This is a genomic window from Sphingopyxis sp. (assembly GCF_025869345.1).
Lineage (GTDB): Bacteria > Pseudomonadota > Alphaproteobacteria > Sphingomonadales > Sphingomonadaceae > Sphingopyxis.
The window spans coordinates 52,656-77,411 of record NZ_JAOZVW010000020.1 but is presented as its reverse complement, the minus strand read 5'-3'; the positions used below and the strand labels follow the sequence as shown (position 1 = coordinate 77,411).

General features: G+C 68.4%; 22 protein-coding genes. 13 read left to right on the top strand and 9 right to left on the bottom strand.

Annotated features, from left to right (window positions below):
* The first annotated feature begins 226 nt into the window (after positions 1–226).
* The 4 genes from OJI97_RS02110 to OJI97_RS02095 all read left to right on the top strand — a co-directional run bounded on the left by OJI97_RS02110 (position 227) and on the right by OJI97_RS02095 (position 6,894).
* A complete protein-coding gene (locus OJI97_RS02110; protein WP_297660626.1) occupies positions 227–1,282 on the top strand; it encodes a retroviral-like aspartic protease family protein in 1,056 nt (351 codons plus the stop codon).
* A 36-nt stretch (positions 1,283–1,318) separates the two neighbouring features.
* Positions 1,319–2,041, top strand: a complete 723-nt coding sequence (pdeM, locus tag OJI97_RS02105) for a ligase-associated DNA damage response endonuclease PdeM (RefSeq protein WP_297660622.1) — start codon at positions 1,319–1,321, stop codon at positions 2,039–2,041.
* Between the two features lie 155 nt (positions 2,042–2,196).
* Positions 2,197–4,998 carry a TonB-dependent receptor gene (locus OJI97_RS02100; RefSeq protein WP_297660620.1) on the top strand — a complete coding sequence of 934 codons (2,802 nt, stop codon included), beginning with the start codon at positions 2,197–2,199 and terminating at the stop codon, positions 4,996–4,998.
* 96 nt (positions 4,999–5,094) lie between these two features.
* Positions 5,095–6,894, top strand: a complete 1,800-nt coding sequence (locus tag OJI97_RS02095; RefSeq protein WP_297660617.1) for a sodium:proton antiporter — start codon at positions 5,095–5,097, stop codon at positions 6,892–6,894.
* On the opposite strand, the gene holA is transcribed toward OJI97_RS02095, so the two are convergent.
* The 4 genes from holA to OJI97_RS02075 form a co-directional block, all read right to left on the bottom strand.
* The gene (gene holA / locus OJI97_RS02090) at positions 6,895–7,926 is read right to left on the bottom strand and encodes a DNA polymerase III subunit delta (protein WP_297660614.1); all 1,032 of its coding nucleotides are present in this window, start codon (positions 7,924–7,926) and stop codon (positions 6,895–6,897) included.
* Positions 7,923–8,471, bottom strand: a complete 549-nt coding sequence (gene lptE / locus OJI97_RS02085; protein ID WP_297660611.1) for an LPS assembly lipoprotein LptE — start codon at positions 8,469–8,471, stop codon at positions 7,923–7,925. Before lptE ends, holA begins: the two co-directional genes overlap by 4 nt.
* A 1-nt stretch (position 8,472) precedes the next feature.
* The gene (gene leuS / locus OJI97_RS02080; protein WP_297660608.1) at positions 8,473–11,043 is read right to left on the bottom strand and encodes a leucine--tRNA ligase; all 2,571 of its coding nucleotides are present in this window, start codon (positions 11,041–11,043) and stop codon (positions 8,473–8,475) included.
* Between the two features lie 123 nt (positions 11,044–11,166).
* Positions 11,167–11,619 carry a DUF3576 domain-containing protein gene (locus OJI97_RS02075; RefSeq protein WP_257545919.1) on the bottom strand — a complete coding sequence of 151 codons (453 nt, stop codon included), beginning with the start codon at positions 11,617–11,619 and terminating at the stop codon, positions 11,167–11,169.
* Positions 11,620–11,897: 278 nt separating this feature from the next.
* On the opposite strand from OJI97_RS02075, the gene OJI97_RS02070 reads away from it, so the two are divergent.
* On the top strand, positions 11,898–12,620 hold the full coding sequence (locus tag OJI97_RS02070; protein WP_297660603.1) for a hypothetical protein: 723 nt from the start codon (positions 11,898–11,900) through the stop codon (positions 12,618–12,620).
* On the opposite strand, the gene OJI97_RS02065 is transcribed toward OJI97_RS02070, so the two are convergent.
* The gene (locus OJI97_RS02065) at positions 12,593–13,189 is read right to left on the bottom strand and encodes a thiamine phosphate synthase (RefSeq protein ID WP_297660600.1); all 597 of its coding nucleotides are present in this window, start codon (positions 13,187–13,189) and stop codon (positions 12,593–12,595) included. The two genes, OJI97_RS02070 and OJI97_RS02065, sit on opposite strands and share 28 nt — an antisense overlap.
* Before the next feature lie 101 nt (positions 13,190–13,290).
* On the opposite strand from OJI97_RS02065, the gene OJI97_RS02060 reads away from it, so the two are divergent.
* Positions 13,291–13,953 carry a YggS family pyridoxal phosphate-dependent enzyme gene (locus OJI97_RS02060; RefSeq protein WP_297660598.1) on the top strand — a complete coding sequence of 221 codons (663 nt, stop codon included), beginning with the start codon at positions 13,291–13,293 and terminating at the stop codon, positions 13,951–13,953.
* A gap of 190 nt (positions 13,954–14,143) precedes the next feature.
* On the opposite strand, the gene OJI97_RS02055 is transcribed toward OJI97_RS02060, so the two are convergent.
* Entirely contained in the window at positions 14,144–14,659 is a 516-nt protein-coding gene (locus tag OJI97_RS02055; RefSeq protein ID WP_297660593.1) for a DUF4402 domain-containing protein, read from the bottom strand.
* A 95-nt stretch (positions 14,660–14,754) separates the two neighbouring features.
* Between OJI97_RS02055 and OJI97_RS02050 the strand changes: the two genes are divergently transcribed.
* From OJI97_RS02050 to OJI97_RS02030, 5 genes are all read left to right on the top strand, one after another.
* On the top strand, positions 14,755–15,834 hold the full coding sequence (locus OJI97_RS02050) for a type III polyketide synthase (RefSeq protein ID WP_297660590.1): 1,080 nt from the start codon (positions 14,755–14,757) through the stop codon (positions 15,832–15,834).
* Entirely contained in the window at positions 15,831–16,574 is a 744-nt protein-coding gene (locus OJI97_RS02045) for a methyltransferase domain-containing protein (RefSeq protein WP_297660587.1), read from the top strand. Before OJI97_RS02050 ends, OJI97_RS02045 begins: the two co-directional genes overlap by 4 nt.
* On the top strand, positions 16,571–17,659 hold the full coding sequence (locus OJI97_RS02040; protein ID WP_297660584.1) for an FAD-dependent monooxygenase: 1,089 nt from the start codon (positions 16,571–16,573) through the stop codon (positions 17,657–17,659). Before OJI97_RS02045 ends, OJI97_RS02040 begins: the two co-directional genes overlap by 4 nt.
* Before the next feature lie 261 nt (positions 17,660–17,920).
* Positions 17,921–18,328, top strand: a complete 408-nt coding sequence (gene msrB / locus OJI97_RS02035) for a peptide-methionine (R)-S-oxide reductase MsrB (RefSeq protein WP_297660582.1) — start codon at positions 17,921–17,923, stop codon at positions 18,326–18,328.
* A gap of 146 nt (positions 18,329–18,474) precedes the next feature.
* Complete coding sequence (locus OJI97_RS02030; protein WP_297660642.1) at positions 18,475–20,592, top strand: transglycosylase domain-containing protein; 2,118 nt, start codon at positions 18,475–18,477, stop codon at positions 20,590–20,592.
* A 151-nt stretch (positions 20,593–20,743) separates the two neighbouring features.
* On the opposite strand, the gene OJI97_RS02025 is transcribed toward OJI97_RS02030, so the two are convergent.
* From OJI97_RS02025 to OJI97_RS02015, 3 genes are read right to left on the bottom strand one after another with little or no spacing between them, the layout of a single operon-like run.
* Complete coding sequence (locus OJI97_RS02025; protein ID WP_297660639.1) at positions 20,744–21,424, bottom strand: M48 family metallopeptidase; 681 nt, start codon at positions 21,422–21,424, stop codon at positions 20,744–20,746.
* Between the two features lie 28 nt (positions 21,425–21,452).
* The gene (locus OJI97_RS02020) at positions 21,453–21,893 is read right to left on the bottom strand and encodes a YcgN family cysteine cluster protein (protein ID WP_297660636.1); all 441 of its coding nucleotides are present in this window, start codon (positions 21,891–21,893) and stop codon (positions 21,453–21,455) included.
* A complete protein-coding gene (locus OJI97_RS02015; RefSeq protein WP_297660579.1) occupies positions 21,890–22,534 on the bottom strand; it encodes an SCO family protein in 645 nt (214 codons plus the stop codon). Before OJI97_RS02015 ends, OJI97_RS02020 begins: the two co-directional genes overlap by 4 nt.
* 105 nt (positions 22,535–22,639) lie before the next feature.
* Here OJI97_RS02015 and OJI97_RS02010 point away from each other — a divergent pair, with 105 nt between their 5' ends.
* Positions 22,640–23,263: an ankyrin repeat domain-containing protein gene (locus OJI97_RS02010; protein WP_297660576.1), complete on the top strand. Its 624-nt coding sequence runs from the start codon at positions 22,640–22,642 to the stop codon at positions 23,261–23,263.
* Between the two features lie 216 nt (positions 23,264–23,479).
* Positions 23,480–24,754: a 3,4-dihydroxy-2-butanone-4-phosphate synthase gene (ribB, locus tag OJI97_RS02005; protein WP_297660573.1), complete on the top strand. Its 1,275-nt coding sequence runs from the start codon at positions 23,480–23,482 to the stop codon at positions 24,752–24,754.
* The last annotated feature ends 2 nt before the right edge of the window (positions 24,755–24,756 follow it).

Genomic DNA, 24,756 nt, shown 5'->3' with positions numbered 1-24,756 from the left:
TCCCCTCGGCCCTGGGCCCCCGCCTCCGGGGGGCCCCAAATGTGCTTCAGTCAAAGCCGATCATGTTCCAGGTCCGATATCCATCCATTTCCCGTCATTCCCGCTTTCGCGGGAATGACGAGGGAGAGACGGGATGATCAGGGACGGGGTCGATGCCCGCGTTTCGCTTGCTGGCACATCGAAGCAGGCGTAGACTGACGCGAAATATATAATGAGGATGCCGGCCATGATCGATGCCATCAAGCCGTCCGCTGCGCTGCTGCTCGCCGCGCCCCTGTTGATCGGCGCGGCGCAGCCGCCAGCCGGTTCGCCGCCCGCCGCATCGCAGGCGCCCGCGATGCCGAGCACGCCCGTCCCCCCTGCCACCGGCGAAACACTGGCGCCGCCGGTTCTCGTCACCCCCTTCATCCAGCCGTTCGATCTCGACGCGACGCGGCGCATGGCGGTGAAGGTCATGGTCGGCGGCGAGGGACCCTTTTCCTTTCTCGTCGACACCGGCGCGGAGCGCACCGTCATCGCGCGCGAGCTCGCCGAGCGGCTGGGGCTCGCCGAGGGCGCGAAGCTCAAGATGGCGACGATCGGCGGATCGGCGGTGGTGCCGAGCTATCGCGTCGCGGCGGTGGAAATGGCGAATCTGCGCCTCGCCGCGATCGACGCGCCCGCGCTCCTCGGCCGCCACCTCGGCGCGGCGGGGCTGGTCGGGGTCGACATGCTCGAGGGACGGCGCGTGCTGATCGATTTCCGCAAGGAAAGCATGGAAATTCTCGAAACGCGGAAGCGCGCGCGCCCGATCATCCACGACGACGACGCGATCGTCGTCACCGCGCGCAATGCGGCGGGGCGGCTGATCCTGTCCGACGCGCGGATCGACGGCAAGCGCATCGACGTCATCGTCGACACCGGCGCCCAGACCAGCGTCGGCAACCTTGCCCTGCAAAGGCTGGTCGTCCGCCGCCGCGCCAATCTTCTCCCTTTCACGCCAGCGACGCTGAGCGCGGTAACCGGCGAGGATGTTTCCGCGCAGCGCACCGCGATCAAGCGCATCACGCTCAACGGCCTCGACGTGAACAATCTGCCGATCAGCTTTGCCGACAGCCAGGCGTTCCGCGCGCTCGGGCTTCAGGAGCGCCCCGCCTTGCTGCTTGGCATGGACGGCCTCGCGCTGTTCGACCGGGTCGAGATCGATTTTCCGAACCGCCGCGTCGTCTTCGACCTGCCGAGCGGCGCGAGCCGCGAGACCGGGCAGCGCTTCGCCGCAAACGGCGAGCCGCGCATCGGATAGCTTGCGATGCGCGGGCGGCGTTGCCATAGCGACGCCATGTCCGGCGCGGCGACCTTTGATTTTGCCGGCGAGCGCTTCGTCATGCTCGCCGACCGCGCGCTGTTCTGGCCGGCGCGCGGTGCGCTCATCGTCGCCGACCTCCACCTCGAAAAAGGAAGCTGGTATGCGGCGCACGGCCAGCCGCTGCCGCCCTATGACAGCCACGACACGCTCGACCGGCTCGCGCGCCTCGCCGCCGACACCGGCGCCCGCGCGATCTGGTGTCTCGGCGACAGTTTCCACGACCGCGACGCCGCCGCGCGCATCGTCCCCGCGATCGCCGACCGGCTGGGGCGGCAGGCGGCGGCGGCGAAGCTGGTCTGGATCGCAGGCAACCACGACGGGCTGACCGCAGGGGCGTGGGGCGGCGAGGTCGCCGACGAATGGACCCGGAACGGCATCGTCTTTCGCCACCAGAGCCGGGCGGACGAGACACGCCCTGAAATATCGGGACATTTCCACCCCAAGCTGCGCCTCAGCCTGCGCGGGCGGGGGGTATCGCGGCCCTGCTTCGCGGGCGATGCAACGCGGCTGATCCTGCCCGCTTTCGGCAGCTTCACCGGCGGGCTCGACGTCGAAGATGCTGCCATCGCCGCGAATTTTTCGGGCCCCTATCGCGCCATGCTCGTCGCGCGCGGCCGCCTTCTGTCGCTGCCCTGCGGCCGAACGGCGGAGAATGACGTTACGGCGGACGCGCCGATCGCCGCGAACAGGCGCTGACCAGCCCCCGCGGACATCGCCGCCCGGCCTGTGGCCTAAAAGCATCACCCGATCGAAAACGACGCCGGAACGGGGCGTTGGCTGGAAGCGCGCGGCGCTTTTTGGTTATGTTCGGGGGGCAACGAAAAAATCAAAAACTGAGAGGAGTGCCCACCATGAAATCTTCCCTTCCTGCCGCCCGCCTTTTGCGCAGCAGCGCGCTTGGCGTCTCGCTCGCCATCGTCGCGGCCTCGGCCCCGGCCTTCGCACAGGACGCGGCCGACGCCGCGCCCGCCGACGACAATGCCAACAGCGAGATCGTCGTCACCGCGCAGGGCCGCGCACAGCGGCTCGCCGACGTGCCGGTCGCCATTTCGGCGGTCAGCGCCGAAGTGCTGCAGAACAGCGGCGCCAACGACATCCGCCAATTGAACCAGGTCGCACCGTCGCTGCTCGTCTCGTCGACCGGCTCCGAAGCCAATGGCTCGGCGCGCATCCGCGGCATCGGCACCGTCGGCGACAACCCCGGCCTCGAAAGCTCGGTCCCGGTGTTCATCGACGGCGTCTATCGCTCGCGTTCGGGCATCGGCCTCAACGAACTGGGCGAGATCGACCGCGTCGAGGTGCAGCGCGGCCCGCAAGGCACGCTCGGCGGCCGCAACTCGTCGGCGGGCCTGATCAGCATCTATTCGAAAAAGCCCGATTTCACCTTCGGCGCCACGGGTGAGATCACCTATGGCAATTACGATTACTGGCGCCTCGGCGGCAGCGTCACCGGCCCGATCACCGACACGATCGCCGCGCGCCTCGACGGCATCTGGGTGAAGCGCGACGGCTTCTTGCGCGACACGACGAACAACACCGACGTCAACAACCGCGACCGCTACTTCCTGCGCGGCCAGTTGCTGTTCGAGCCGACCGACGCGCTGTCGATCCGGCTGATCGCCGATTACACCTATCGCAACGAAAAATGCTGCGGCGCCATCTATGTCGACAACAGCGTCAATCCCTATGTCGGCAATCTCAACAATCCGGGCATCCCGGCGTCCGCGACGACGAACAACATCGTCCAGGTGCTCGCCGACCTCGGCCAGCCGCTCGCCGCCTTCAACCAGGGCTATGACCGCAATTTGTCGGTCAGCGCGGGCCGCAGCTATGCCGGCAAGACCAAGGATTACGGCTTTTCGGGTCAGATCGACTATGATCTCGGCGGCGCGAAGCTGACCTCGATCACCGGCTATCGCGAATATCGTTCGGGTCAGGCGGGCGACCTCGACTATGGCGCGGTCGATATCCTCTATCGCGCCGACGACAAGGATGCCTATCGCCAGTTCCACACCTTCACCCAGGAACTGCGCCTGCAGGGCGAAGCGTTCGACGGCAAGCTCGACTGGCTGGTCGGCGGCTTCTTCGCCAATGAAAAGCTGACGGTGCGCGACAATCTGCGCTTCGGCGACGATTATGGCCGCTTCGCCAATTGCCGCATCATCTCGGGTGGCGGTCTCGCGGGTCTCTATTCGCCGAACAACCCGCTGTGCGTCATTCCCGGCGTCGGACCGGCGACGATCGGGGGCGCGAGCGGCGGCGGCCAGACCGGCGCCGATATACTCACCGCCTTCGCCGCGCTCGACGGTCTCAACGACCTCGGCACGATCAACGACAGCTATCGGCAGAATGGAACGAACTGGGCGCTCTTCACGCACAATATCTTCCATATCACCGACAAGCTCGATCTGACGCTCGGCCTGCGCTACACCCACGACAAGAAGAAATTCGCGGCCGATTTCACCAACGACAACACCGTCTGCACCCAGATTCAGGGGCTGGTGCTCGACGATCTGGTGAGCCCGACCACCAACGCCACCGCCAAGGCGCTGGCCGGCGCGCTGATCGGCCTCGGCTGTCAGGGCAATTCGACCGCCGAACTCAACGGCGTGTCGATCAACGACCAGCGCAAGGAGCATAAGTTCACCGGCACCGCGATCCTGTCGTACAAGCCGATCGACGAACTGATGGTCTATGCAAGCTATGCGCGCGGGTACAAGGCGGGTGGCTTCAACCTCGACCGGTCGGCGCTGAAATCCCCGATTCTGCCGTTCGGCGGTCAGGCGGGCGCGCAGGCGCTGGTCAGCAACCTCCAGTTCGACCCCGAACTGGTCACCAGCTACGAACTGGGCGCCAAATATGCGACGGGTCCGTTCAGCGCCGGGCTGACCTTCTTCCGCTCGGACTTCAAGAACTTCCAGCTCAATACCTTCAACGGCACGGTTTTCCTGGTTCAGAACGTCAACGGCTGCACGAGCGATCTGTCGGGCGGCGACCGCGATCAGAGCAAGTTCACCGGCGCGCCGAATTACAACGCCGGCGCCGCGGCGACCGGCGCGTGCCCAACGGACGACGTGAGCTGGGGTGTGCGGACCGAGGGCTTCGAACTCGAAGCCACGCTCGTTCCCGCGCATAATTTCCGCATGAGCGCGGGTCTGACCTATGCGAAGACCAAATATCGCAGCAATCTGGTCGGCAATTCGTCGGGGTCCCCGCTCGATCAGGCGCTGCGCCTGCTGCCGGGCAACAATCTGTCGAACGCGCCCGAACTGGTCGCGACCGGCAGCGTGACCTGGACGCCGGAAATTGGCAGCAGCGGCCTGACCGGCCTCGTCTATCTCGATGGCCGCATGACCAGCGACTATAACACCGGCTCCGACCTCTTCCCGCAGAAGGAGCAGGACGGTTACGCGATCTTCAATGCCCGCGTCGGCATCCGCGGCGCCGACGAGAAATGGGGCATCGAGCTCTGGGCACAGAATATCTTCAACAAGCAATATGCCCAGGTCGCGTTCAACTCGCCGTTCCAGGAAGGCGGCACCTCGACCGGCACCGCCTTTGCCGATCCGCAATATCCGGGCGGGCGCCAGCTCTTCTCGATGTTCCTCGCGGAACCCCGGACCTATGGCGTGACGCTGCGCGGCAAATTCTGATCGCCTGAACAGCCAGTGAAAACCGCCCGCTCACTCCGGTGAGCGGGCGGTTTCTTTTTGTGGACGCTTTTCGCCGTCTTCGCATAGAGTTGCATCATGTTTGCGATTGACTCCCTGCTCGTCAAAATCGCCCTGATCGGGGTCATCGGCATCGGCGCCCAATGGGTCGCCTGGCGCACGGGCAGACCCGCGATTGCGCTGATGCTGGTCGCGGGGATCGTCGCGGGGCCGATATTGGGCCTGATCGATCCCGAACGCGATTTCGGCGCGCTGCGCGAACCGATCATCAAACTCGCGGTCGCGGTGATCCTGTTCGAGGGCGGGCTGACGCTGAAATTTCGCGAGCTCCGCCATGCCGGCACCGCAGTATTCATGCTCGTCTTCATCGGCGTTCCGGTCGGCTGGGCATTGGGCACCGCCGCCGCTTATTACGGCGCCGGGCTGTCGCTGGAGCTGTCGGCGCTGTTCGGCGGCATCATGGTGGTGACCGGCCCGACGGTGATCGTGCCGATGCTGCGCACGCTGAACATCACCCCGCGCGTCAAGCATATGCTGAAGTGGGAAGCGATCGTGAACGATCCGATCGGCGCGCTGCTTGGCGTGGGCATCTATGCCTATATCACCCACGGCGGCGCCGAGGCGAACAGCACCGCGATCGTCACCGACGTCGTCGCGGCGAGCGTGCTGGCAATGCTGATCGGCGGCGCCGCCGCCTTCGCGCTGACCGCCGCCTTCGTCCGCGGCTGGGTGCCCGAATATCTAAAGGCGCCGGTGCTGCTGACGACGGTGATCGCGGTCTTCGTCTTGTCCGACCTGGTGATGCACGAAACCGGGCTGATCACCGTCACCGCGATGGGCGTGGTGATGGCGAACCGCGAAACCGATTCGAGCCATATGCTGATGCGCTTCAAGGAGGATCTGACCGTCCTCCTCGTCTCAGGCGTGTTCATCATCCTGTCGGCGACGCTCGACTGGACGGTGGTGACCAATTTCCAGGCGCGCTTCGTGCTGTTCCTGATCCTGCTGCTGTTCGCGGTCCGGCCGCTGACGATCATGATCGCCCTGCTCTTCACCCGCATTCCCTTCAAGGAGCGGCTGTTCGTTGCCTGGATCGCGCCGCGCGGCATCGTCGCCGCCGCGGTGACCGGCCTGTTCGCGCTGCGCCTGTCGGACTATGGCGTGCCGGGGGCCGAGGCGCTGGTGCCGCTGTCCTTTTCGGTCGTCATCGCGACGATCTTCGCGCACGGCTTCACCGCCCAGCCCTTTGCCCGCTGGCTCGGGCTCGACCGCGGCAAGGGCAATGGCGTGCTGCTGGTCGGCGCGAACAGCTGGACGATCGCCTTCGCCGAATTCATCAAGGCGCAGGGCAGCGACGTGCTGATCGCCGACGAGAGCAAGTTCGCGCTCCGCCGCGCCCGCCGCGCCGACCTGCCCGTCCATCAGGGCGACATATTGGACGCGGCGCACGACGACGAGCTCGAGATGGGCCGCTATCAGCAACTGATCGCGGCGACCGACAACGACAGCTACAACGCGCTGGTGTGCAGCGAACTCGCGCCCGAGGTCGGCCACGACCGGGTGAGCCGGATGCTGGTGACCGCGCAAACCGGCGCGCGGCGGCGCGGACGCGTGCTGACGCTCGGCGGCACCCCGATCGAGGAGCAGCTCGACCGGCTGCAGGCAGGGTGGAGTTTCGGACGCACGCGGATCACCGAGAAATTCCCCTATGCCGATTTCGTCGCGCGGATGCGGGCGTCGGGTGGCGACACGCTGGCGGTCCAGCGCGCCAGCGGCGAACTCGCGGTCTTTTCGATGCAGCACCGCCCGCCGGTCGAGCCCGGCGACACGCTGTGGACCTTCGTCCCGCCCGGCCCGGTGACGGTGCCGGCCGCCTGATCAGCGCGCCCGCGCGGCCTGGTGCGCGATGTCGGTCATCAGCTTGCGGAACAGCACCGCGCCCGCGGTGCCCGATGTTTTGAGCGCGCGCTCGCAATCGAGCAGCCGCGTCATCAGCCGCGCGATGCGCAGCGAATCCCAGATGTGGAGCTGCGCGGTCACCGCGCTCTGTTCCTTCCAGAAGACGCCGCTGCTTCGCGCCGACACGACGGTCGCGGGGTGCGCGCCGGCATCGACCGCGTCGCGCAGCCGGGCGAGCTGCATCGCGCGGATGCCGAGCGCGCGGATGATGCGGATCTCGGCGACCCCGATCGCCGCCGCCTTGCTCAGCATGTCGGGCAGCTCGCGCACCTTGCCGCCGAGCGCGACGTTGATGCATTCGCTGACATCCTCCTCGTGCGTCGCGGCGCCGAGCGCGGCGATGTCGGCGGGAGTCACCTGCCGCTGGCGATCGGGCGCGGCGTCGAGGTAGAGCGCGATCTTCTCGATCTCGCGGCGCATCAGCGCCTGATCGCCCGAGACGAGATCGACGAGCAATTGCGCTTCGCCATTGGCGAGCCGAAGCCCCTCCTCCTGCGCCGCCGCCATCGCGATGCCGACGAGCGCGCGCCGGTCGGGCTGGTAACAGATCGCGGCGACGGCGTGGCTCGATCCCTCGACCAGCTTGACGAGCTTCGATTTGGCGGTGACCGACGCGCCGGTCGCGATCGCCGGATTGATCGCGGTGTCGGCGGCGAGCAGCGCCTCGACCGCGGCGAGGCTGTCGTCGCCGCTGCCCGCGATTTCGAGGCGGATGATCCGGCTCGGCGAAAAGAGCGACATCGACGCCGCCTCGGCCGCGAGCAGCGACGGGTCCTGCGAGAGTTGCGATCCGGTGAGGTCGAGCCGTTCGGCCTCCTTGCCCGCAAGACCGATCAGATGGCCCGCGACCGCCGCCATCGTCGCTTCGTCGGGGCCGGTCAGAAGGATGAAGCGAACCGCGGGGTCGAGGCGCGTCTGGCGTTCGAGTTCGGCGGGCTTGACGCTCTTCATTGCCCGGCGGGCGGAGGCACGGGCGCATCGGCCGATTGGCCGCCGCCGCGATCGGCAAAGACCGCGAGGCGCGCGACGATCTGGTCGGCGACCCCCGAGGCGAGGCGTTCGAGCGCGGTCGATTCGGCGGCGATCGTCGCATATTCGCTGCCGACCACATCGATCCCGGCATCCTGCGCCGCGGTCGCGTCGAGCAGCACCTCGCCCGTCGCCGCATCGACGAGCTGGTAGCGCGCGCGCAAGCTGCGCCGCTCGCGCGTCACCGCATCGTCGGCGCGGACGCCGAAGCCGGTGATCGAATCCTCGAGCCGGACATCGAGCCGCAGTCTTTTGCCCGCGCCATGCCCGCCCTGCGTCGCCTGCAGCCGGTCGCGGAGCGCATTGCGGACGAGGAAGCCCGAATGCCCCTCGATCGGCGCGACATCGACGTCGGCGAGCACCTGCGCCACCGCCCCCTTGCTGCCGTTCGCATAGAGCGGCCGAAGACCGCAGCCGCCGAGCATCAGCGAAGCGGCGACGAGCGAGGAGGCGAGCAGTCTGCGCATATCAGATGACGATATTGACCAGACGGTTGGGGACCACAATCACCTTTTTCGGCGTAGCGCCCGCTACATGCGCCTGAACGTTGGTGTTGGCGAGCGCGCGCTCTTCCACGATTTCCCGAGGAGCATCCTTGGGAAGCAGCTCTTCGTCCCGGCGTTTGCCGTTCACCTGAAACACGATCGTCACCTCATCTTCGACGAGCAGGGCCGGATCGGCGATGGGCCATGCGGCATCGGCGACCATCGCGGTCGAGCGCTGCGCTTCGGGAAGCGCCGCCCACGCCTCTTCGGCAAGGTGCGGCATCATCGGCGCGACGAGCAGGATCAAGGTGCGGCACGCCTCGGCGCGGGTTGCCGAGGGTTTCGCCTTCTCGATCTCGTTCGCGAGCGCGTGGATCTTGGCGACCGCCTTGTTGAAGCCCAGCGCCTCGACATCGGCGGCGACCCCGGCGATCGCCTGGTGCAGCTTGCGCGCGAGCGGCTTGTCCTCGCCGCCGTCGCCGACATTTCCGGTCTCGCCGAAAATCCGCCACAAGCGCTGGACGAAGCGCCACGCGCCCTCGATTCCCGCCTCGCTCCACGGCAGGTCGCGCTCGGGCGGGCTGTCGGAGAGCATGAACCAGCGCGCCGCGTCGGCGCCATATTGGTCGAGGATGGCGTCGGGATCGACGACATTCTTCTTCGACTTCGACATCTTGATCACGCGGCCGACGGTGACCGGCGCGCCGTCGGCGTCGAGCGTTGCGCCGTCGGCCGAGCGGTTGATCTCGTCGGGGGTGAAGAAGAGCGGCGGCAGGCCTTCTCCCTGCGCACGGCTATAGGTTTCGTGCGTCACCATCCCCTGCGTGAACAGGCTGGCGAAAGGTTCCTTGATGTCGATCATGCCCAGCTTGTTCAGCGCGCGCGTCCAGAAGCGCGCGTAGAGAAGATGGAGGATCGCATGTTCGATGCCGCCGATATATTGATCGACGGGTAGCCAGCGGCGGATCACCTCGGGATCGAACGGCTTGTCCGCCGGCGCGCTGGCGAAACGCAGGAAATACCAGCTCGAATCGACGAAGGTGTCGAGCGTGTCGGTCTCGCGCACCGCCTCGCCGCCGCACGACGGGCAGGCGACATGCTTCCATGTCGGATGGCGATCCAGCGGATTGCCGGGAACCGAGAAATCGGCATCCTCGGGCAGCACGACCGGAAGCTGGCTCTTCGGCACCGGCACCAGCCCGCACGCCGGGCAATGGATGAAGGGGATCGGCGTCCCCCAATAGCGCTGGCGCGAGACGCCCCAGTCGCGCAGGCGCCATACGGTGGTGCCCTTGCCCCAGCCCTCATGTTCCGCGCGCGCGATGATCGCGGCCTTGGCCTCGTCGACGGTCATGCCGTCGAGGAAATGGCTGTTCACGAGGCGGCCGGGGCCGACATAGGCCTCGTCGCCGTGGAAAACCTGCCCGGTCTCGTCGCCCCCCGCTTTCGCGGGGGCAGGCTGCGAAATGACGCGGTGGACCGGCAGTTCATATTTGCGCGCGAAGTCGAGGTCGCGCTGGTCGTGCGCGGGGCAGCCGAAGATCGCGCCGGTACCATAATCCATCAGCACATAGTTCACGACCCACACCGGCAGATGCCAGTCGGGATCGAGCGGATGCTCGACCGCAAGGCCGGTGTCGAAACCCAGCTTCTCGCCGGTCTCAAGCTGCTCCGCGGACGTGCCCTGGCGGCGGCATTCGGCGATGAAGGCAGTCAGCTCAGGCGAATCCTTCGCGAGGCGTTCCGCCAGCGGATGATCGGGCGAGATCGCCGCGAAACTCGCGCCGAACAGCGTGTCGGGGCGCGTCGTGAAGACGTCGAACCCCGGTGCGCCGCCCGCGAGCCGGAACGAGAACTCCAGCCCCTGCGACTTGCCGATCCAGTTTTCCTGCATCAGCCGCACCTTGTCGGGCCAATGGTCGAGACTGCCGAGCCCTTCGAGCAGATCATCGGCGAAGTCGGTGATCTTGAGGAACCACTGCGACAATTTCTTCTTTTCGACCAGCGCGCCCGATCGCCAGCCGCGGCCGTCGATCACCTGCTCGTTGGCGAGCACGGTCATGTCGACCGGGTCCCAGTTGACGTAGCTTTCCTTGCGCGCGACGAGCCCCGCGGCGAACATATCGAGGAACAGCGCCTGTTCCTGCCCATAATAGTCGGGCTCGCACGTCGCGAGCTCGCGGCTCCAGTCGATCGCGAGGCCGAGGCGCTTCAATTGCGCGCGCATCGCGGCGATATTGTCGCGGGTCCAGCCGCCGGGGTGGACGCCCTTTTCCATCGCGGCGTTTTCCGCCGGCATCCCGAACGCGTCCCAACCCATCGGGTGGAGGACGTCATGCCCCGTCATCCGCTTGAAGCGCGCCAGCACATCGCCCATCGCATAGTTGCGGACATGCCCCATATGGATACGCCCCGACGGATAGGGGAACATCTCAAGGATATAGGCCTTGGGCTTTTCGCCGCCTTCATTGGTCGCAAAGCTGTTCGCGGCATCCCATGCCGCCTGCCAGCGGGCATCGGCGGCCAAAGCGCCAAAGCGCGTTTCGCGGGTCATGTGGTTGGTTACCCCGTTTGGTCAGTCTTACGTGATCGTCATCCCGGCGAGGGCCGGGATCTCGACCCCGGTATCTGATGCACCGGCGAGATCCCGGCCTTCGCCGGGATGACGGGATTGATGTCAGCCCTCGATCGCGCCGCGGCGCAGGTCGCGGGCGCGGGTGAGGATGATTTCCTCGAGCTTCTGCACCGTCGCCGCCTGCACCGGCGCATCGACCCAGGCGCCGCCCTGCGACACCTGGCGCGAGGCGGCGACGCGGAGCGCATCGGCGCGCAGGTCGCGGTCGAGGATCGACACGGTGACCTTCATCCGCTCGCCCGGATTCGCGGGATTCGCATACCAGTCGGTGATGATCACCCCGCCCGAGCTGTCGGCCTGGAGCAGCGGCATGAACGACAGTGCGTCGAGCGAAGCGCGCCAGAGATAGGAATTCACCCCGATCGTCGTCACCTGCGACGCCGCGAGATCGGCCTTTGGCCGCTCCTTGCCGCCGCAAGCCGAAAGGCCGAGCGCCGCGACCCCGAGCAGAGCGAGCGCTGCCGAGCGCGAGGCAAGGGCGGAAAGCTTGGACATGCCGGAACACCTTATCTTGGGCGCCGCAAAGGTGGCGCGTGCTAAAAATCGTTGAGGCGTCTCTATCGCCCTTGCCGCCGTCCGGCAAGCGCGGCAATCGCGTCTTTCCGGCCGTTCACCCCCCGCTCATCTTGGCCGCTCATCTTGGGGCCGCACTGTGGTGTTCGCGCAACAACTTCGGCGAAAAGCCCGAGCGGTGTGATGATTCGTTCGCTAAGCACTGGAATTATCCGGACCAGAAGCCTATCTGACGAGTCGATTGGGGATGGAGTCGCAGAATGATGGCGCGCAAGCCGCGACATTTCTGGAAAGCAGGGCTGTTCGCCGCCGCGGCGATTTCGGTCGCGCTGCCCCCTGCCCTCGCCGCGATGACCCGCGCCGACCGCACCCGCGATACCCATTTGTCCGAAAGCCTGCTCGGCCAGTTCACCCCCGCTTCGGGTGATCAGCGCCTGATCGCGCGCTATAACAAGATGTCGGCGGAAGCGCGGCGGAGCTTCAGCTTCACGCCCGCGATCACCGACCGGACCCGTGAGAATCGGGCCATCACCGTCGTCATCCGCGCCCGCGACGACGCATCGAGCGCCGCGCGCACCGCCGCGCTGGCGGCGACGGGCCGCACCAGCATGCCGATTGCGATCACGCCGGTCGCCTATAATCTCGGCGCATCGGTCGGCTTCCAGAAATTCGTCACCCCGGCGCTGCCGCGCGGGGTCGACCTTCGCAATCTGCCGGTCGCCAAGGCGCCCGAGCAGGCCGAGCGGAAGTCGCGCTTCGCGACGCGCGTCACCAGCCATGCGAGCGATCCGGCCGGCGCGACCGACCGCATCACCGCCCCCGGCGACGATCAGAATGTCGATGTGGTGAGCAGCTATCGCCTGACCCGGAATCTCGATGTCACGGCGGGCGTTCGCTATCGCACCGACGAGCGCGTCCAGCCGCTGACCGATTCGCGCCGCGACAGCCAGGCCGTCTACGTCGGAACCGCCTTCCGCTTCTGACGCGTCCGCCGCCGCGCGGCCTTTTCATCCCAGCTGTCGATCGCCGCCCAGCCGGCATCGCGCGCGCCCGCAAGACGCAGCGCCCGCGCCCGCGCCGGGGTCATGCCGCCGAGCGCGACCGGCTGCGCCCCCGCCAGCCGGGCAAGCCGCAACCACGCCGCACGCCCGAGCGCCGGCGCGCCCGGATGCGAGCGCGTCGGGTAGAGCGGCGAGACGAAGACCGCGTCGGCGCCCGCGCGGCGCGCGGCGCGCGCTTCGCGCCCGTCGTGCACCGGCATGGCGACCATCAGGCCGAGCCGATGCGCCGTCCCCGCGCGGCACGCAAGCGGCTGGCGGAGATGGACGCCATCGGCCCCCCAGCGCTTCGCAAGCGCGGGCGGTCCGGCGAGCAGCAACAGCAGCTTCCGCGACCGCGCGATTCGCGCCAGCCGCCGGAACATCCGCCAGCGCGCGCCCGGTGCGAGCCGGTCGTGACGAAAGACGATGCCGCTCCCGGGGGGCAGGATCGCGGCGAGTTCGGCGATGCCCGCGGCCGTCCGCTCGTCGCTGAACAGCCAGGCACGCGGCAATCCGGGGGCAGGCTTGCGGGCAAGAGGGTGGCGCGGGACCATCGCCCTTCCTATAGGCGCGTCGCGAGCGCGCGCAACGCGCGCCCTTTAAGGACGAGCATATGGACGATGCGGCGGAACGGCTGGCCGAGGTGAAGACGGCAATCGCGGACGCGGCGAAGCGCGCACAGCGAAAGCCCGCGGATATCTGCCTGATCGCGGTGTCGAAGACCCACGACGCCGACGCCATCCGCCCGCTGATCGCGGCGGGCCAGCGCCATTTCGGCGAAAATCGCGTGCAGGAGGCGGCGGCGAAATGGCCCGCGCTGCGGGCCGAAGCCGCGGACATCACACTCCACCTGATCGGCCAGCTTCAATCGAACAAGGCCGAAGAAGCCGTGATGCTGTTCGACGCGATCCATTCGGTCGACCGCTCGTCGCTGGTGCAGGCGCTTGCAAAAGCCTGCGAAAAGACCGGCAAGCGGCCGCAGCTTTTCGTCCAGGTCAATATCGGCGACGAGGAGCAGAAGGGCGGCTGCGCGGTGCGCGACCTGCCCGCGCTGCTCGCCGAAGCGGTCGCGGCGGGTTTGAAGATCGACGGCCTGATGGCGATCCCGCCTGCCGACGTCGAACCCGCACCCTATTTCGCATTGCTCGACGAACTGGCCGAGCGCCATGACCTGCCGCTGCGCTCGATGGGGATGAGCGGCGATTACGAACGTGCAGTGATGCTCGGCGCGACGCATGTGCGCGTCGGGACGGCGCTGTTCGGGGCGCGGGGATAAGAGCCGGCAGGCTTGGCGGGTTTCGACCGATCGCTGCCTTATCCATCATCGTCACCCCGGACTTGATCCGGGGTCCCGCTTGAGGTTGAGGGCCGTCCATTCGCGAAAAAAGCGGGATCCCGGGTCAAGCCCGGGATGACGAAAGTTTGTGTCACCACGTCCGCTCCCCACCCCAAAGCGGCCGTTAATCCTATTGATATTCCACCGTCACCGGAATGCGCCCGCGATAATCGCCGTCGCCGCTGCCCGCGACCTGCAAACGCCCGCCGAAACGGAACTGAAGCCGGCCATCGGGGCCGAGGCGCGGGGCGGCGCCGAGGTCGGTGGCGAGGCCGGTGACGCGCGCCGTGCCGCCGCTACCGCTTTCGAGATCGACCGACGTCGGCAGAAAGACGCGCACTTCGGCGCCGGGTTCGCCGCGCACCGTGACGGTGCCCGTCACCGCGAAGCCGCCGAGGTCGCGGACGTCGCCGCTGAGGCGGCGCGCGCCGGTGACGGGGTCGAGCGCGACCTCTCCGCCGCCCCCGCCCGCCGCGACGCGGCCCATGTCGAGCTGGGTTTCGATGTCGATGCGAAGCGGCGTGTCGGCCTTGCGACTCGGCGCCGCCGGGCCGCTGTCGGGCTTGCCGCACAACATGCACTGTGCCGCGGCCGCTGAAGGGGCGGCGAGGCAGAGGAAAAAAGCGGGCAAAAAGCGCAGTTTCACGGGCGCGGCCATAGCATCGCCATGGTTAATCCGGGGTAAAGCCGCGGGCGCGCTTAGCGGCTGGTGGTGCCCCTCTTTTCGGTCTAACCAGCGCCATGAGCAGCCCGCCGCGCCGCCCCCCCGCCATCCGGCTCAACGCGCTCGCCACGGCGGTGCCCGATCACGACATCCATCGAGCCTTTATCGACTGGGCGACGCCGCGCCTCGCCGACACGCGCATCCGTGCGCTGTTCGCGCGGATGGCGGCGCGGTCGGGGATCGACCATCGCTGGTCGGTGCTGCCGCCGACGCCCGCTGGCGGATCGCCGGTCGCGGCGGGCGGCTTTTACGACGTGCCCGGCCTGCCGCCGACCTCGGCGCGGATGGCGGCCTATGCCGACTATGCGCCCGACCTTGCGATGCAGGCGATCGCGGCGCTCGGCGCGGTCTTCGATTCCGCGCGCATCACCCATATCGTCGTCGCGAGCTGCACCGGCTTCGTCGCGCCGGGGATCGATCAGATCCTCGCGCGGCGGCTGAAGCTGGCGCCGACGGTCGAGCGCGTGCTGATCGGCTTCATGGGCTGCTATGCCGGGGTGACCGCGCTGCGCACCGCGCGGCATATCGTGCGGTCGCAGAGCGAGGCGGTCGTGCTGGTGGTGAGCGTCGAGCTGTCGACGCTGCACCTCAGCCTCGCCGACCAGCCCGAGCCTTTGCTCGCGATGCTCCAGTTCAGCGATGGCGCCGCGGCGGGCATCGTGTCGGCGGCGCCCGGCGGGCTCGTCCTGGGCGAGAGCCGCAGCCTCGCGCTCGAAGACAGCGCCGAGCTGATCCGCTGGGACATCGGCGACAAGGGTTTCGAGATGCATCTGTCGGGCGAGGTGCCGGGGCGGCTGCGCGAGGCGTTGGCCAGCCGCGATGTGCAACGCGACCTGTTCGGCGCCGCCGGCCCGCCGCCATTGCTCGCGGTCCACGCCGGCGGGCGTTCGGTGCTCGACGCGGTCGAGCACGCGCTCGCGGTGCCGGCGCAGGCACTCACCGATAGCCGGTCGGTGCTCGCCCGCTTCGGCAACATGTCGTCGGCGACGATCCTGTTCGTGCTCGCCGCGATGATGGCGCGCGGCGCGAAAGGGGAAGGGATCGCCATCGCCTTCGGCCCCGGCCTCGCCGCCGAAGCGATCCGGTTCGAGGCATGAACCCCTTCACCAGCCTCGCCAGTCCGATCGAGCGCGAGGAGGAGATGGACGCGGCCGAGCTTTCGCCCGCACGCTATGCCAAAGTGCTCGCCGACCTGTCGCGGGTCAACGCACTGACGCTTGCGCGGCGGCCGACCCTGGGCTTTCTCGACCGCGTTTGCGCGCGTAGCGGCAGGGCAGGGGGCGGCGGGGCAGGGGGAAGCGACGCGAAGCCGTGGCGCATCCTGGACGTCGGCTTCGGCGCGGGCGACATGCTCGCCCGAATCGCGCGCTGGGGCGATGCGCGCGGGGTGGCGCTCGATCTCGCCGGGGTCGACCTCAATCCGAAAAGCGCGCCGGTAGCCGCAGCGCGGCTCGGCGACCGGGCGCGGCTGATCACCGGCGATTACCGCGATCTGGCGGGGCAGGGATGGGACATCATCCTGTCGAGCCTCGTCGCCCACCATATGAGCGCCGGGCAGCGCCGCGATTTCCTGCGCTTCATGGATACGGAATGCGCGCGCGGCTGGCTGGTCAACGACCTTCACCGCCAGCGCCTGCCCTTCGCGGGCTTTCCGCTGCTCGCGCGGCTCGCCTTCGCCGACCCCATCGTGCGGCGCGACGGGCAGCTTTCGGTCGGGCGCAGCTTCCGCCGCGCCGAATGGCAGGCGATGCTCGCCGACGCGCTGCCCGACGTGGCAAGCGAATGCCGCATCTTCCGCAGCTTCCCTTGGCGTCTTTGCGTCGAGCGCATCCGATGAGCGATGCGTTTATCGTCGGCGCCGGACCCGCCGGGTCGGCGGCGGCGATCGGGCTGACGCGGGCCGGTGCGAAGCCGCTGCTGCTCGAACGATCGCGCGAGACCGGCGACGCGCTGTGCGGCGGTTTCCTGAGCTGGCGGACGCTTGCGCGGCTCAAAGCGCTCGGGATCGATCGCGCCGTTCTCGGCGGGCAGGCGGTCACGCACGTGCGGCTGTTCGCGGGGCAGCGGTCGAGCGAAACGAAGCTGCCCGGCGCAGCGATGGGCGTGTCGCGCCGCCGTCTCGACGGCGCCTTGCAGGCGGCCGCCGTCGCCGCGGGCGCGGGGCTGGAACGCGGGGTTCATGCGACCGCGATCGAGGGCGGCACCGTGCAGACGCGCGACGGCGCGACGCTGACGGCGCCTTCGCTTTTCCTCGCGGCGGGCAAGCATGGCTTTCGCGGATTTCCGCGCGAGCCCGCGCGCTGGCAGCGCGCCGACCCCGTCATCGGCCTGCGGCTGCGGCTTCCCGCGCACCCGGTGCTCGCGCGGCTGGTCGGCGATGCGGTCGAGCTTCACCTCTTCGATCGCGGCTATGCCGGGCTGGTGCGGCAGGAGGACGGCAGCGGCAACCTGTGCCTCGCGGTCCATAAATCGCGCCTCGACGAAGCGGGCGGCGATCCGGCGGCGCTGCTCCGCGCGCTCGGCGACGCGCTGCCGCCGCTCGGCGAACGGCTCGCGCAGGCCGACTGGACGCGCCCCGTCGATGCGATCGGCCATGTCCCCTATGGCTGGCGGACGACCGATACGGTCCCGGGGCTGTTCAAGCTCGGCGATCAGGCTGGGGTCATCCCCAGCCTCGCGGGCGAGGGCATGGGGCTGGCGCTCGCGAGTGCCGGGGCGGCGGTGGCGGCATGGCGGCACGGCGGCCCCGCAGAAGCACCCGCTTTCCAGCAGGCCCTCGCCGCCCGCATGACTCGCCCCTTCGCGCTCGCCAACCTGATCTGGCGTGCGGGCGAAACTCCGCGCAGCACGGGCCTGCTGACCTCGGTCGCCGCTGCTTTCCCGCCCCTTGTGCGGCTGGTGTCGCGGGTGACGCGTATTTAGGGGATTCGCGCAGAGAGCGCAGAGGATTTCAGTTCACGCGGAGGCGCGGAGAGAGAAGATATGCCGCAAAGCGGCTGTCGATTCCGTCGGAGCGCCCAAGAGCATCGTTGCTGGACAAGGGGCCTGCCGGCCCGAGCCGTCTTTCTCCGCGCCTCCGCGTCTCCGCGTGAACCGGATCGAAGCCCCTTGTGGCGACAGGGCGCCGGGCCGATATAGGGTCCAGCCGGGCGCCGTTCGACGCCACCGCAAGGAGTTTCGACCATGACCGACCCGCAAACCGACAAGCCGCTCGACCCCATGGCGCATCATGTGCTGCGCGAGGGCGGCACCGAGCGCGCCTTCACCGGCAAATATACCGACCACAAGGGCGACGGCGTCTATCGCTGCGCCGGCTGCGGCGAGCCTTTGTTCGACAGCCGCACCAAATATAACAGCGGGTCGGGCTGGCCTAGCTATACCGCGCCCGCCGCCGCGAGCGCGGTGACCGAACTGACCGACCAGAGCCACGGCATGGTCCGCACCGAAGTGCGCTGCGCGAAATGCGAGGGTCACCTCGGCCATGTCTTTCCCGACGGCCCCGGGCCAACCGGGCTGCGTTACTGCATCAACAGCGCGGCGCTTGACTTCGCCGAGCGCGGGCAGGATGAGGCAAAAGCCGGCGCGGGCTGACCCTGCCGGCCTGAAATATCCGGGGCGGAGCGAGGGAAGGATTTTGTTTGCGCCGCGAACGACAGCAGGCATCGGCAGGTAAATCGTCATCGTCGGGCAAGGGCGGGCCGGGCAAAGGCCCGTCCGGCGGTCCGTCGCGCGTCCGTATCTGGCTCCGGCGGCTTTTCCGCTGGGGCCTCGGCCTTGCTTTCGTCGGCGCGGTCGCGATCGCGGTCGCGGTCGGCATCGCGGTGCAGCGCATCCCGAGCTTCGAGGAGCTCAAGAAATCGCCCGCCGGGCAGACGATCCGCGTCCACGCCGCCGACGGCACCGTCTTTCTCTCGCTCGGCCCCAATTACGGCCGCTGGCTGACGCTGACCGAGACGCCGCAGGTGATGCAGGACGCGATGGTTGCGGTCGAGGATCGCCGTTTTCGCTATCATCCCGGCATCGACCCCGTCGGCATGAGCCGCGCCGCGGTGTTCGCGGTCGAACATTATGGCACCGGCCGCCGGATGCAGGGCGCCTCGACGATCACCCAGCAGCTCGCGCGCAACATCTTCCTGTCGAACAGCTACACCTGGACGCGCAAGGCGCGCGAGATGGTGCTCGCGCTCGCGCTCGAATGGAAATTCTCGAAGGACGAGCTGCTCGAGCTCTATCTGAACAAGGTCTATTTCGGCGGCGGCAGCTATGGCATCGACGCCGCGTCGCGGCGCTTTTTCGGGCATAGCGCGACCGAAATGTCGCTGTCGGAGGCCGCGGTGGTCGCGGGGCTGGTCAAGGCGCCGTCGCGCTATTCGCCGACCGCCGACGCCGCCGCCGCGCTCGGCCGCTCGGGGGTCGTGCTCGAAACGATGGTCGACGCGGGCTTCATCACCCAGTCGCAGGCCGACAGCGCCAAGCCCGCCGACGTCCAGCTCGCGCAGGAGACCGGGCAGAACAGCGCGCGCTATTTCACCGACTGGGCGCTGCCGCAGCTCGACATGCTGATCGATGAGGGCAGCGAGGCGCTCGACGTCTTTACCACGCTCGACCTCGGCATGCAGCGCGCGGCGACCGCGGCGATTCAGGCCGACACGCCGAAGGGGGTGCAGGCGGCGCTGGTGTCGATCGACCGCGACGGCGCGGTGCGCGCGATGGTCGGCGGCACCGACTATGTCGCGTCGAACTACAACCGCGCGACGCAGGCGCTGCGCCAGCCCGGATCGGCGTGGAAGCTGTTCGTCTATATGGCCGCACTCGAAGCGGGACATAAGGTCGACGACCAGGTGGTCGACGAGCCGGTGACGATCAACGGCTGGAGCCCGCGCAACTCGTCGGGGCGCTTTGCGGGACCGATGAGCCTGCGCACCGCCTTCGCTTATTCGGTCAACACCGTCGCGGCGAAGCTGGGCGACGAGGTCGGCTTTTCGGCGGTCGCCAACATGGCGCGCCGCTTCGGCATCACGACGCCGATCAACACCCACCCCTCGATGGTGCTGGGCAGCGCCGAGGTGCGGGTGATCGACATGACCGCCGCCTTTGCCTCGGTCGCGCGCAAGGGCGTTTCCGCCCAGCCCTATGCGATCACCAAGGTCACGACCGCCGACGGGCGACTGCTCTATCAGCGGCCGGCCGAGCGCGGGCAGACGCTGGTCGACACATGGGTCGCCGCCGGGATCACCGACCTGCTCCAGACCGCGGTCGCCACCGGCACCGGCCGCGCGGCGCAGATCGGCCGCCCGGTCGCGGGCAAGACCGGCACGACGTCGAGCAACAAGGACGGCTGGTTCCTCGGCTTTTCGAGCGGGCTGACCACCGGCGTCTGGATGGGCCGCGACGATGCGAAGCCGGTCGGCGGGCTGCAGGGCGGCCGCGCGCCGGCCAAGGCCTTTGCCGATTATATGCGCGTCGCGGTCGCGCGGCGCCCGGTCGAACCCTTCGATACCGAGGTCAAGCTGCCCGAATGGCAGCTCGAGGACGAAGGCGACGCCTATCTGGGCGAGCCGGGCGACGAAGGGCTGACCGACGACAATGGTATGCCGATCGAGCTGCCTTACGACAGCCGCCCGCCGCAGCAGGGCGACGCGCCGCCCCCGCCGCCGCAGGACGAGGGTCCGGTGCTCAACCAGCAATGGATCGAGGAACAGACCGGCCGCCGCCCGCCGCCGCCCGATGCGAACGCGGCACCCAAGGCGGCGCCGCAAGGCAAGCTCATAACGATTCCGGCGCCCAAGGCGCCGCCCCCGCCGGCACAAAAGGGGCAGCCACCGCAGCGCCCGGCGAATGGTGAGGGGAATTAAGGCATAACGCTATAAGTTGATCCGATTCCCCGAGCGAAGCCGAGGGGCGATGCCGAGCGAAGTCGAGGCGACGACGGTGCGAGGTTCTCGCTACGCTCGAACAAGCCCCTCGGCTTCGCTCGGGGAATCGGGTTGATGCGCATATCAGCCCCTACCCGAAGCGGTAACGGTGCAGCCCGCGACCCTCGCGCCGCAACCACGCGCGCGCGGCGCCAACGTCGCCGTCGTGCAGTACATCCACCAGCGCGTGAAAAGCCGCGCCATGGTCCATGTGCCGCAGATGCGCGACCTCGTGCGCGACGGTGGCGCGGCGGACGTGATCGGGCGCCATCACCAGCCGCCAGCTATAGCGCAGGTCGCCGTCGTGGGTGCAGCTCCCCCAGCGGCTGCGCGGATCGCCGACCCCCACACGGCCGACGCGGAGCCCCGCGCGATCGGCGATCTCGCGGCTTTCGCGCGTCATCAGCGCGAGCGCTTCGGCCTTCAGCCAGCGCTCGATGCGGCGGCCGACGGTGTCGGCGGGTCCGCCGACGGTCAGCGCATCGTCGGCGAGCCGCACCGCGCGCGGCGCGGCAGCGCTCCAGTCGATCCGGCGCAGCGCGCCGAACAGCGGCACCGCGGCGCCCGGCCCGACGAGCAGCGGCATGGCCGCCTTGCCGACCTGCTCGGCCAGCCAGCCCTGCTGCTCGCTCGCCCATTTGAGCGCGCGCGCTGCATTGGCGCGGCGCGGCAGCGTCAGCCGCAACTCGCCGCGCGCGCCGTCGAAGATCAGCTTGTAACGCCGCGACTGCGCATGATGGACAAGCCGCACCGGCCACGGGGTTTCTCCCACCCATATCTGCGGGCGCTCGTCGCGAAGGTCAGACGACGCGTTCGACAAGATGATTCTCCAGCGGCCCCGCGACATCCTCGGCCACCGTCCAACCGACGATCGATTCGCCCGCGCGGTGCACCGCGTCGCGGTCGCCGCAGACGAGATAATGCCAGTCGGGCAGCGGCTCGCCCTCGGCGCGCAGGCGATAGGCGCAGGTCTGCGGCAGCCATTCGATGCCGGCGACCTTGGCTTTGGTCAGCGTCAGGCAGTCGGGAACGTGGCGGCGGCGATGCTTGTAGTCGCCGCAGCGCGCGGTCGAAAGGTCGAGCAGGCGGCACGCGACATTGGTCGGATAGATGCGACCGGTATCCTCGTCCTCCAGCTTGTGGAGGCAGCATTTGCCGCAGCCGTCGCACAAAGCCTCCCACTCGCCGGCGTCGAGGCTGGCGAGCGGCGCCTCCCAGAAGCGGCGCCCGGCCGGGCTCACTTCACCCACTTCGCCAGCTCGGCCGCCACCTTGCCGGGCGCGCCCTCGTCGGCGTCGGTCGATGGATCGTCGAGCGGCAGCAGCGCGAGCGGCTTGCCCTGCGGGTCCATCAGGAAGGCGAGCTGGCTGTGCGCCATCAGATAGCGGTCGGGCGCCGAGCCCGGCACCTTGTTGTAAGTGACGACATAGGCCTTGGCGACCACCGCAATCTGCTCGGGCGTGCCGGTCAGGCCGAGCAGGCGTGGATGATAGCGGCTGACAAAGGCTTTCAGCGCCGCAGGCGTATCGCGTTCGGGGTCGACGGTGATGAACATCGGCGCGACCCGGGCGCCGCGCGCCGGATCGCTCTTTTCGAACGCCGACAGGCCGCGCATCAGCTTTTGCAGATCGACCGGGCAGATGTCGGGGCAATAGCTGTAACCGAAATAGACGAGGCGATATTTTCCCGCGAAATCGGTGTCGCGCACGGTCTTGCCGTCCTGATCGGTCAGCGTGAACGGCCCGCCGATCTTCGCGCCGGCAAGCGGCGGATCGGCGGCGGGCGCGCCCGCCGGGGCGTTGCAGCCCGCCAGCATCGCCGCCGTCAGCAGAAGCAGGCTTGAACGGGCGAGCTTTCGTCCCATGTTTGCGATATTCATCATGCGGCCAGCCTTGATCGGCTAAGGCCCGAAAATCAACCATTGTCGTGCGGCGCGCGCATTCCGCTTCGCCGCGTTCGCGACAGTTTCTTCGAGGGGGTCCCTACCATGTTTCGACGCGCGGACATCCGCCTTGCTTCCCTGGCCCTGCTCGCCGCCGCGACGGCGGGCGCGCTGGCGCCCGCGCCGGCAGTGGCGCAGTTCCGCGGCGCCTATGGTTTCCTGCAGGCGGTCGAGAGCCGCGACGGCAACAAGGCGACCGACGCGCTGAAGGACGACCCCTCCTTCGTCAACACGCGCAACCCCGACACCGGCGAGACCGCGCTGATCATCGTCGCCAAGCGGCGCGATCCGACCTGGCTGCGCTTCCTGATCGGCAAGAGCGCCGACCCGTCGATCGCCGACCGGCAGGGCGTGACGGCGCTGATGCATTGCGCGCTGCTCAATTTCACCGAGGGCGCCGAGGCGCTGCTCGACGCGAAAGCGCCGGTCGACCAGACGAACCGGCGCGGCGAGACCGCGCTGATCCTCGCGGTGCAGGCGAAGAATGCCGCGATGGTCCGCCTGCTCGTCCGCCACGGCGCGAATCCCGATAAGACCGACCATATCGCCGGCATGTCGGCGCGCGACTATGCCAAACGCGACGACCGCACCGGCCAATATCTCGCGCTGCTCGACGCCAAGGCCGATGCCACGCCGCGCGATCCGGGCGCGGTGTTCGGGCCGAACTGATCTGCATAAGGCGTAGTCCGAGTATTTGGTGACCCAATTCGCCTCGCCGTCACCCCGGACTTGATCCGGGGTCCCGCTTGTCGCCGTCGCCGAACGGGACCCCGGATCAAGTCCGGGGTGACGAAAATAGCCTGATCATGCGTCGTCTTTCAGTCATCCCATCATAAATGTGATTCCTCCATTGACTATCACATTATGATGTGAAACAAGCATCGCATGTCCACACAGCTCATCGAACGCATCCGCGCCATCGTCGAAGACGGCACCATGTCCCGCTCGGGACTCGCACGCGCCGCGGGTCTGCACGCCAACAGCCTTCGCGACCTCGATTCGGACGGCTGGAACCCCACCGCCGAAACGCTGCGCAAGCTCGAGAACTGGCTCGCGCACGGCAGCGACCTGTCGCCGATGGCGAGCCCGGAGGAGATCATCGCCGAGGCGCGCAACGGCCGCATGTTCATCCTCGTCGACGACGAGGACCGCGAGAATGAAGGCGACCTCGTCATTCCCGCGCAGATGGCGACCCCCGATGCGATCAATTTCATGGCGACCCACGGCCGCGGGCTCGTCTGCCTGACGCTGACGCGGAACCGCGTCGAAACGCTCGGGCTCGAACTGATGAGCCGCCAGAACGGGACGCGGCACGAAACCGCCTTCACCACCTCGATCGAAGCGCGCGAGGGCGTCACCACCGGCATTTCGGCGGGCGACCGCGCGCGCACCGTCGCGGTCGCGATCGACGCCGGCAAAGGCCGCGACGACATCGTTACCCCCGGCCACATCTTTCCGCTGATCGCGCGCGACGGCGGCGTGCTGGTGCGCGCCGGCCATACCGAGGCGTCGGTCGACATCGCGCGGCTCGCCGGGCTCAACCCCTCGGGCGTGATCTGCGAGATCATGAACGACGACGGGACGATGGCGCGGCTGGCCGACCTCATCCCCTTCGCGCGCCGCCATGGGCTGAAGATCGGGACGATCGCCGACCTGATCGCCTATCGCAGCCGCACCGACCGCCTGGTCGAATGCGTGTCCGACGAGCCCTTCGAATCCGATTACGGCGGCGACTGGCGACTCAAATCCTATCGCAACAAAGTCGACGGCTCGGTCAACCTCGTACTCCAGAAGGGGCCGGTCGATCCCGAAGGCGTGACCCTGGTGCGGATGCACGCGGTGTCGATCTTCGACGATATCATGGGTCGCCCCGGCCCGAAAAAGCGGCGCCTCCAGCGTTCGATGGACGCGATCGGCGAGGCGGGCGCGGGGGTGATCGTGATGCTGATGCGTCCGCTCCCCGGCTCGGCCGATGCCGAGGCGACCCCGACCCCCGCCGGCGGCATGGACCTGCGCACTTACGGCATCGGCGCGCAGATCCTCGCCGACCTGGGCGTCCATGCGATGGAATTGCTCACGCCGACCCACAGCAATATCGTCGGCCTCGAAGGCTATGGCCTGTCGGTCGTCGGCGAACGGTCGATCCCCGGAGAAGCCTGACC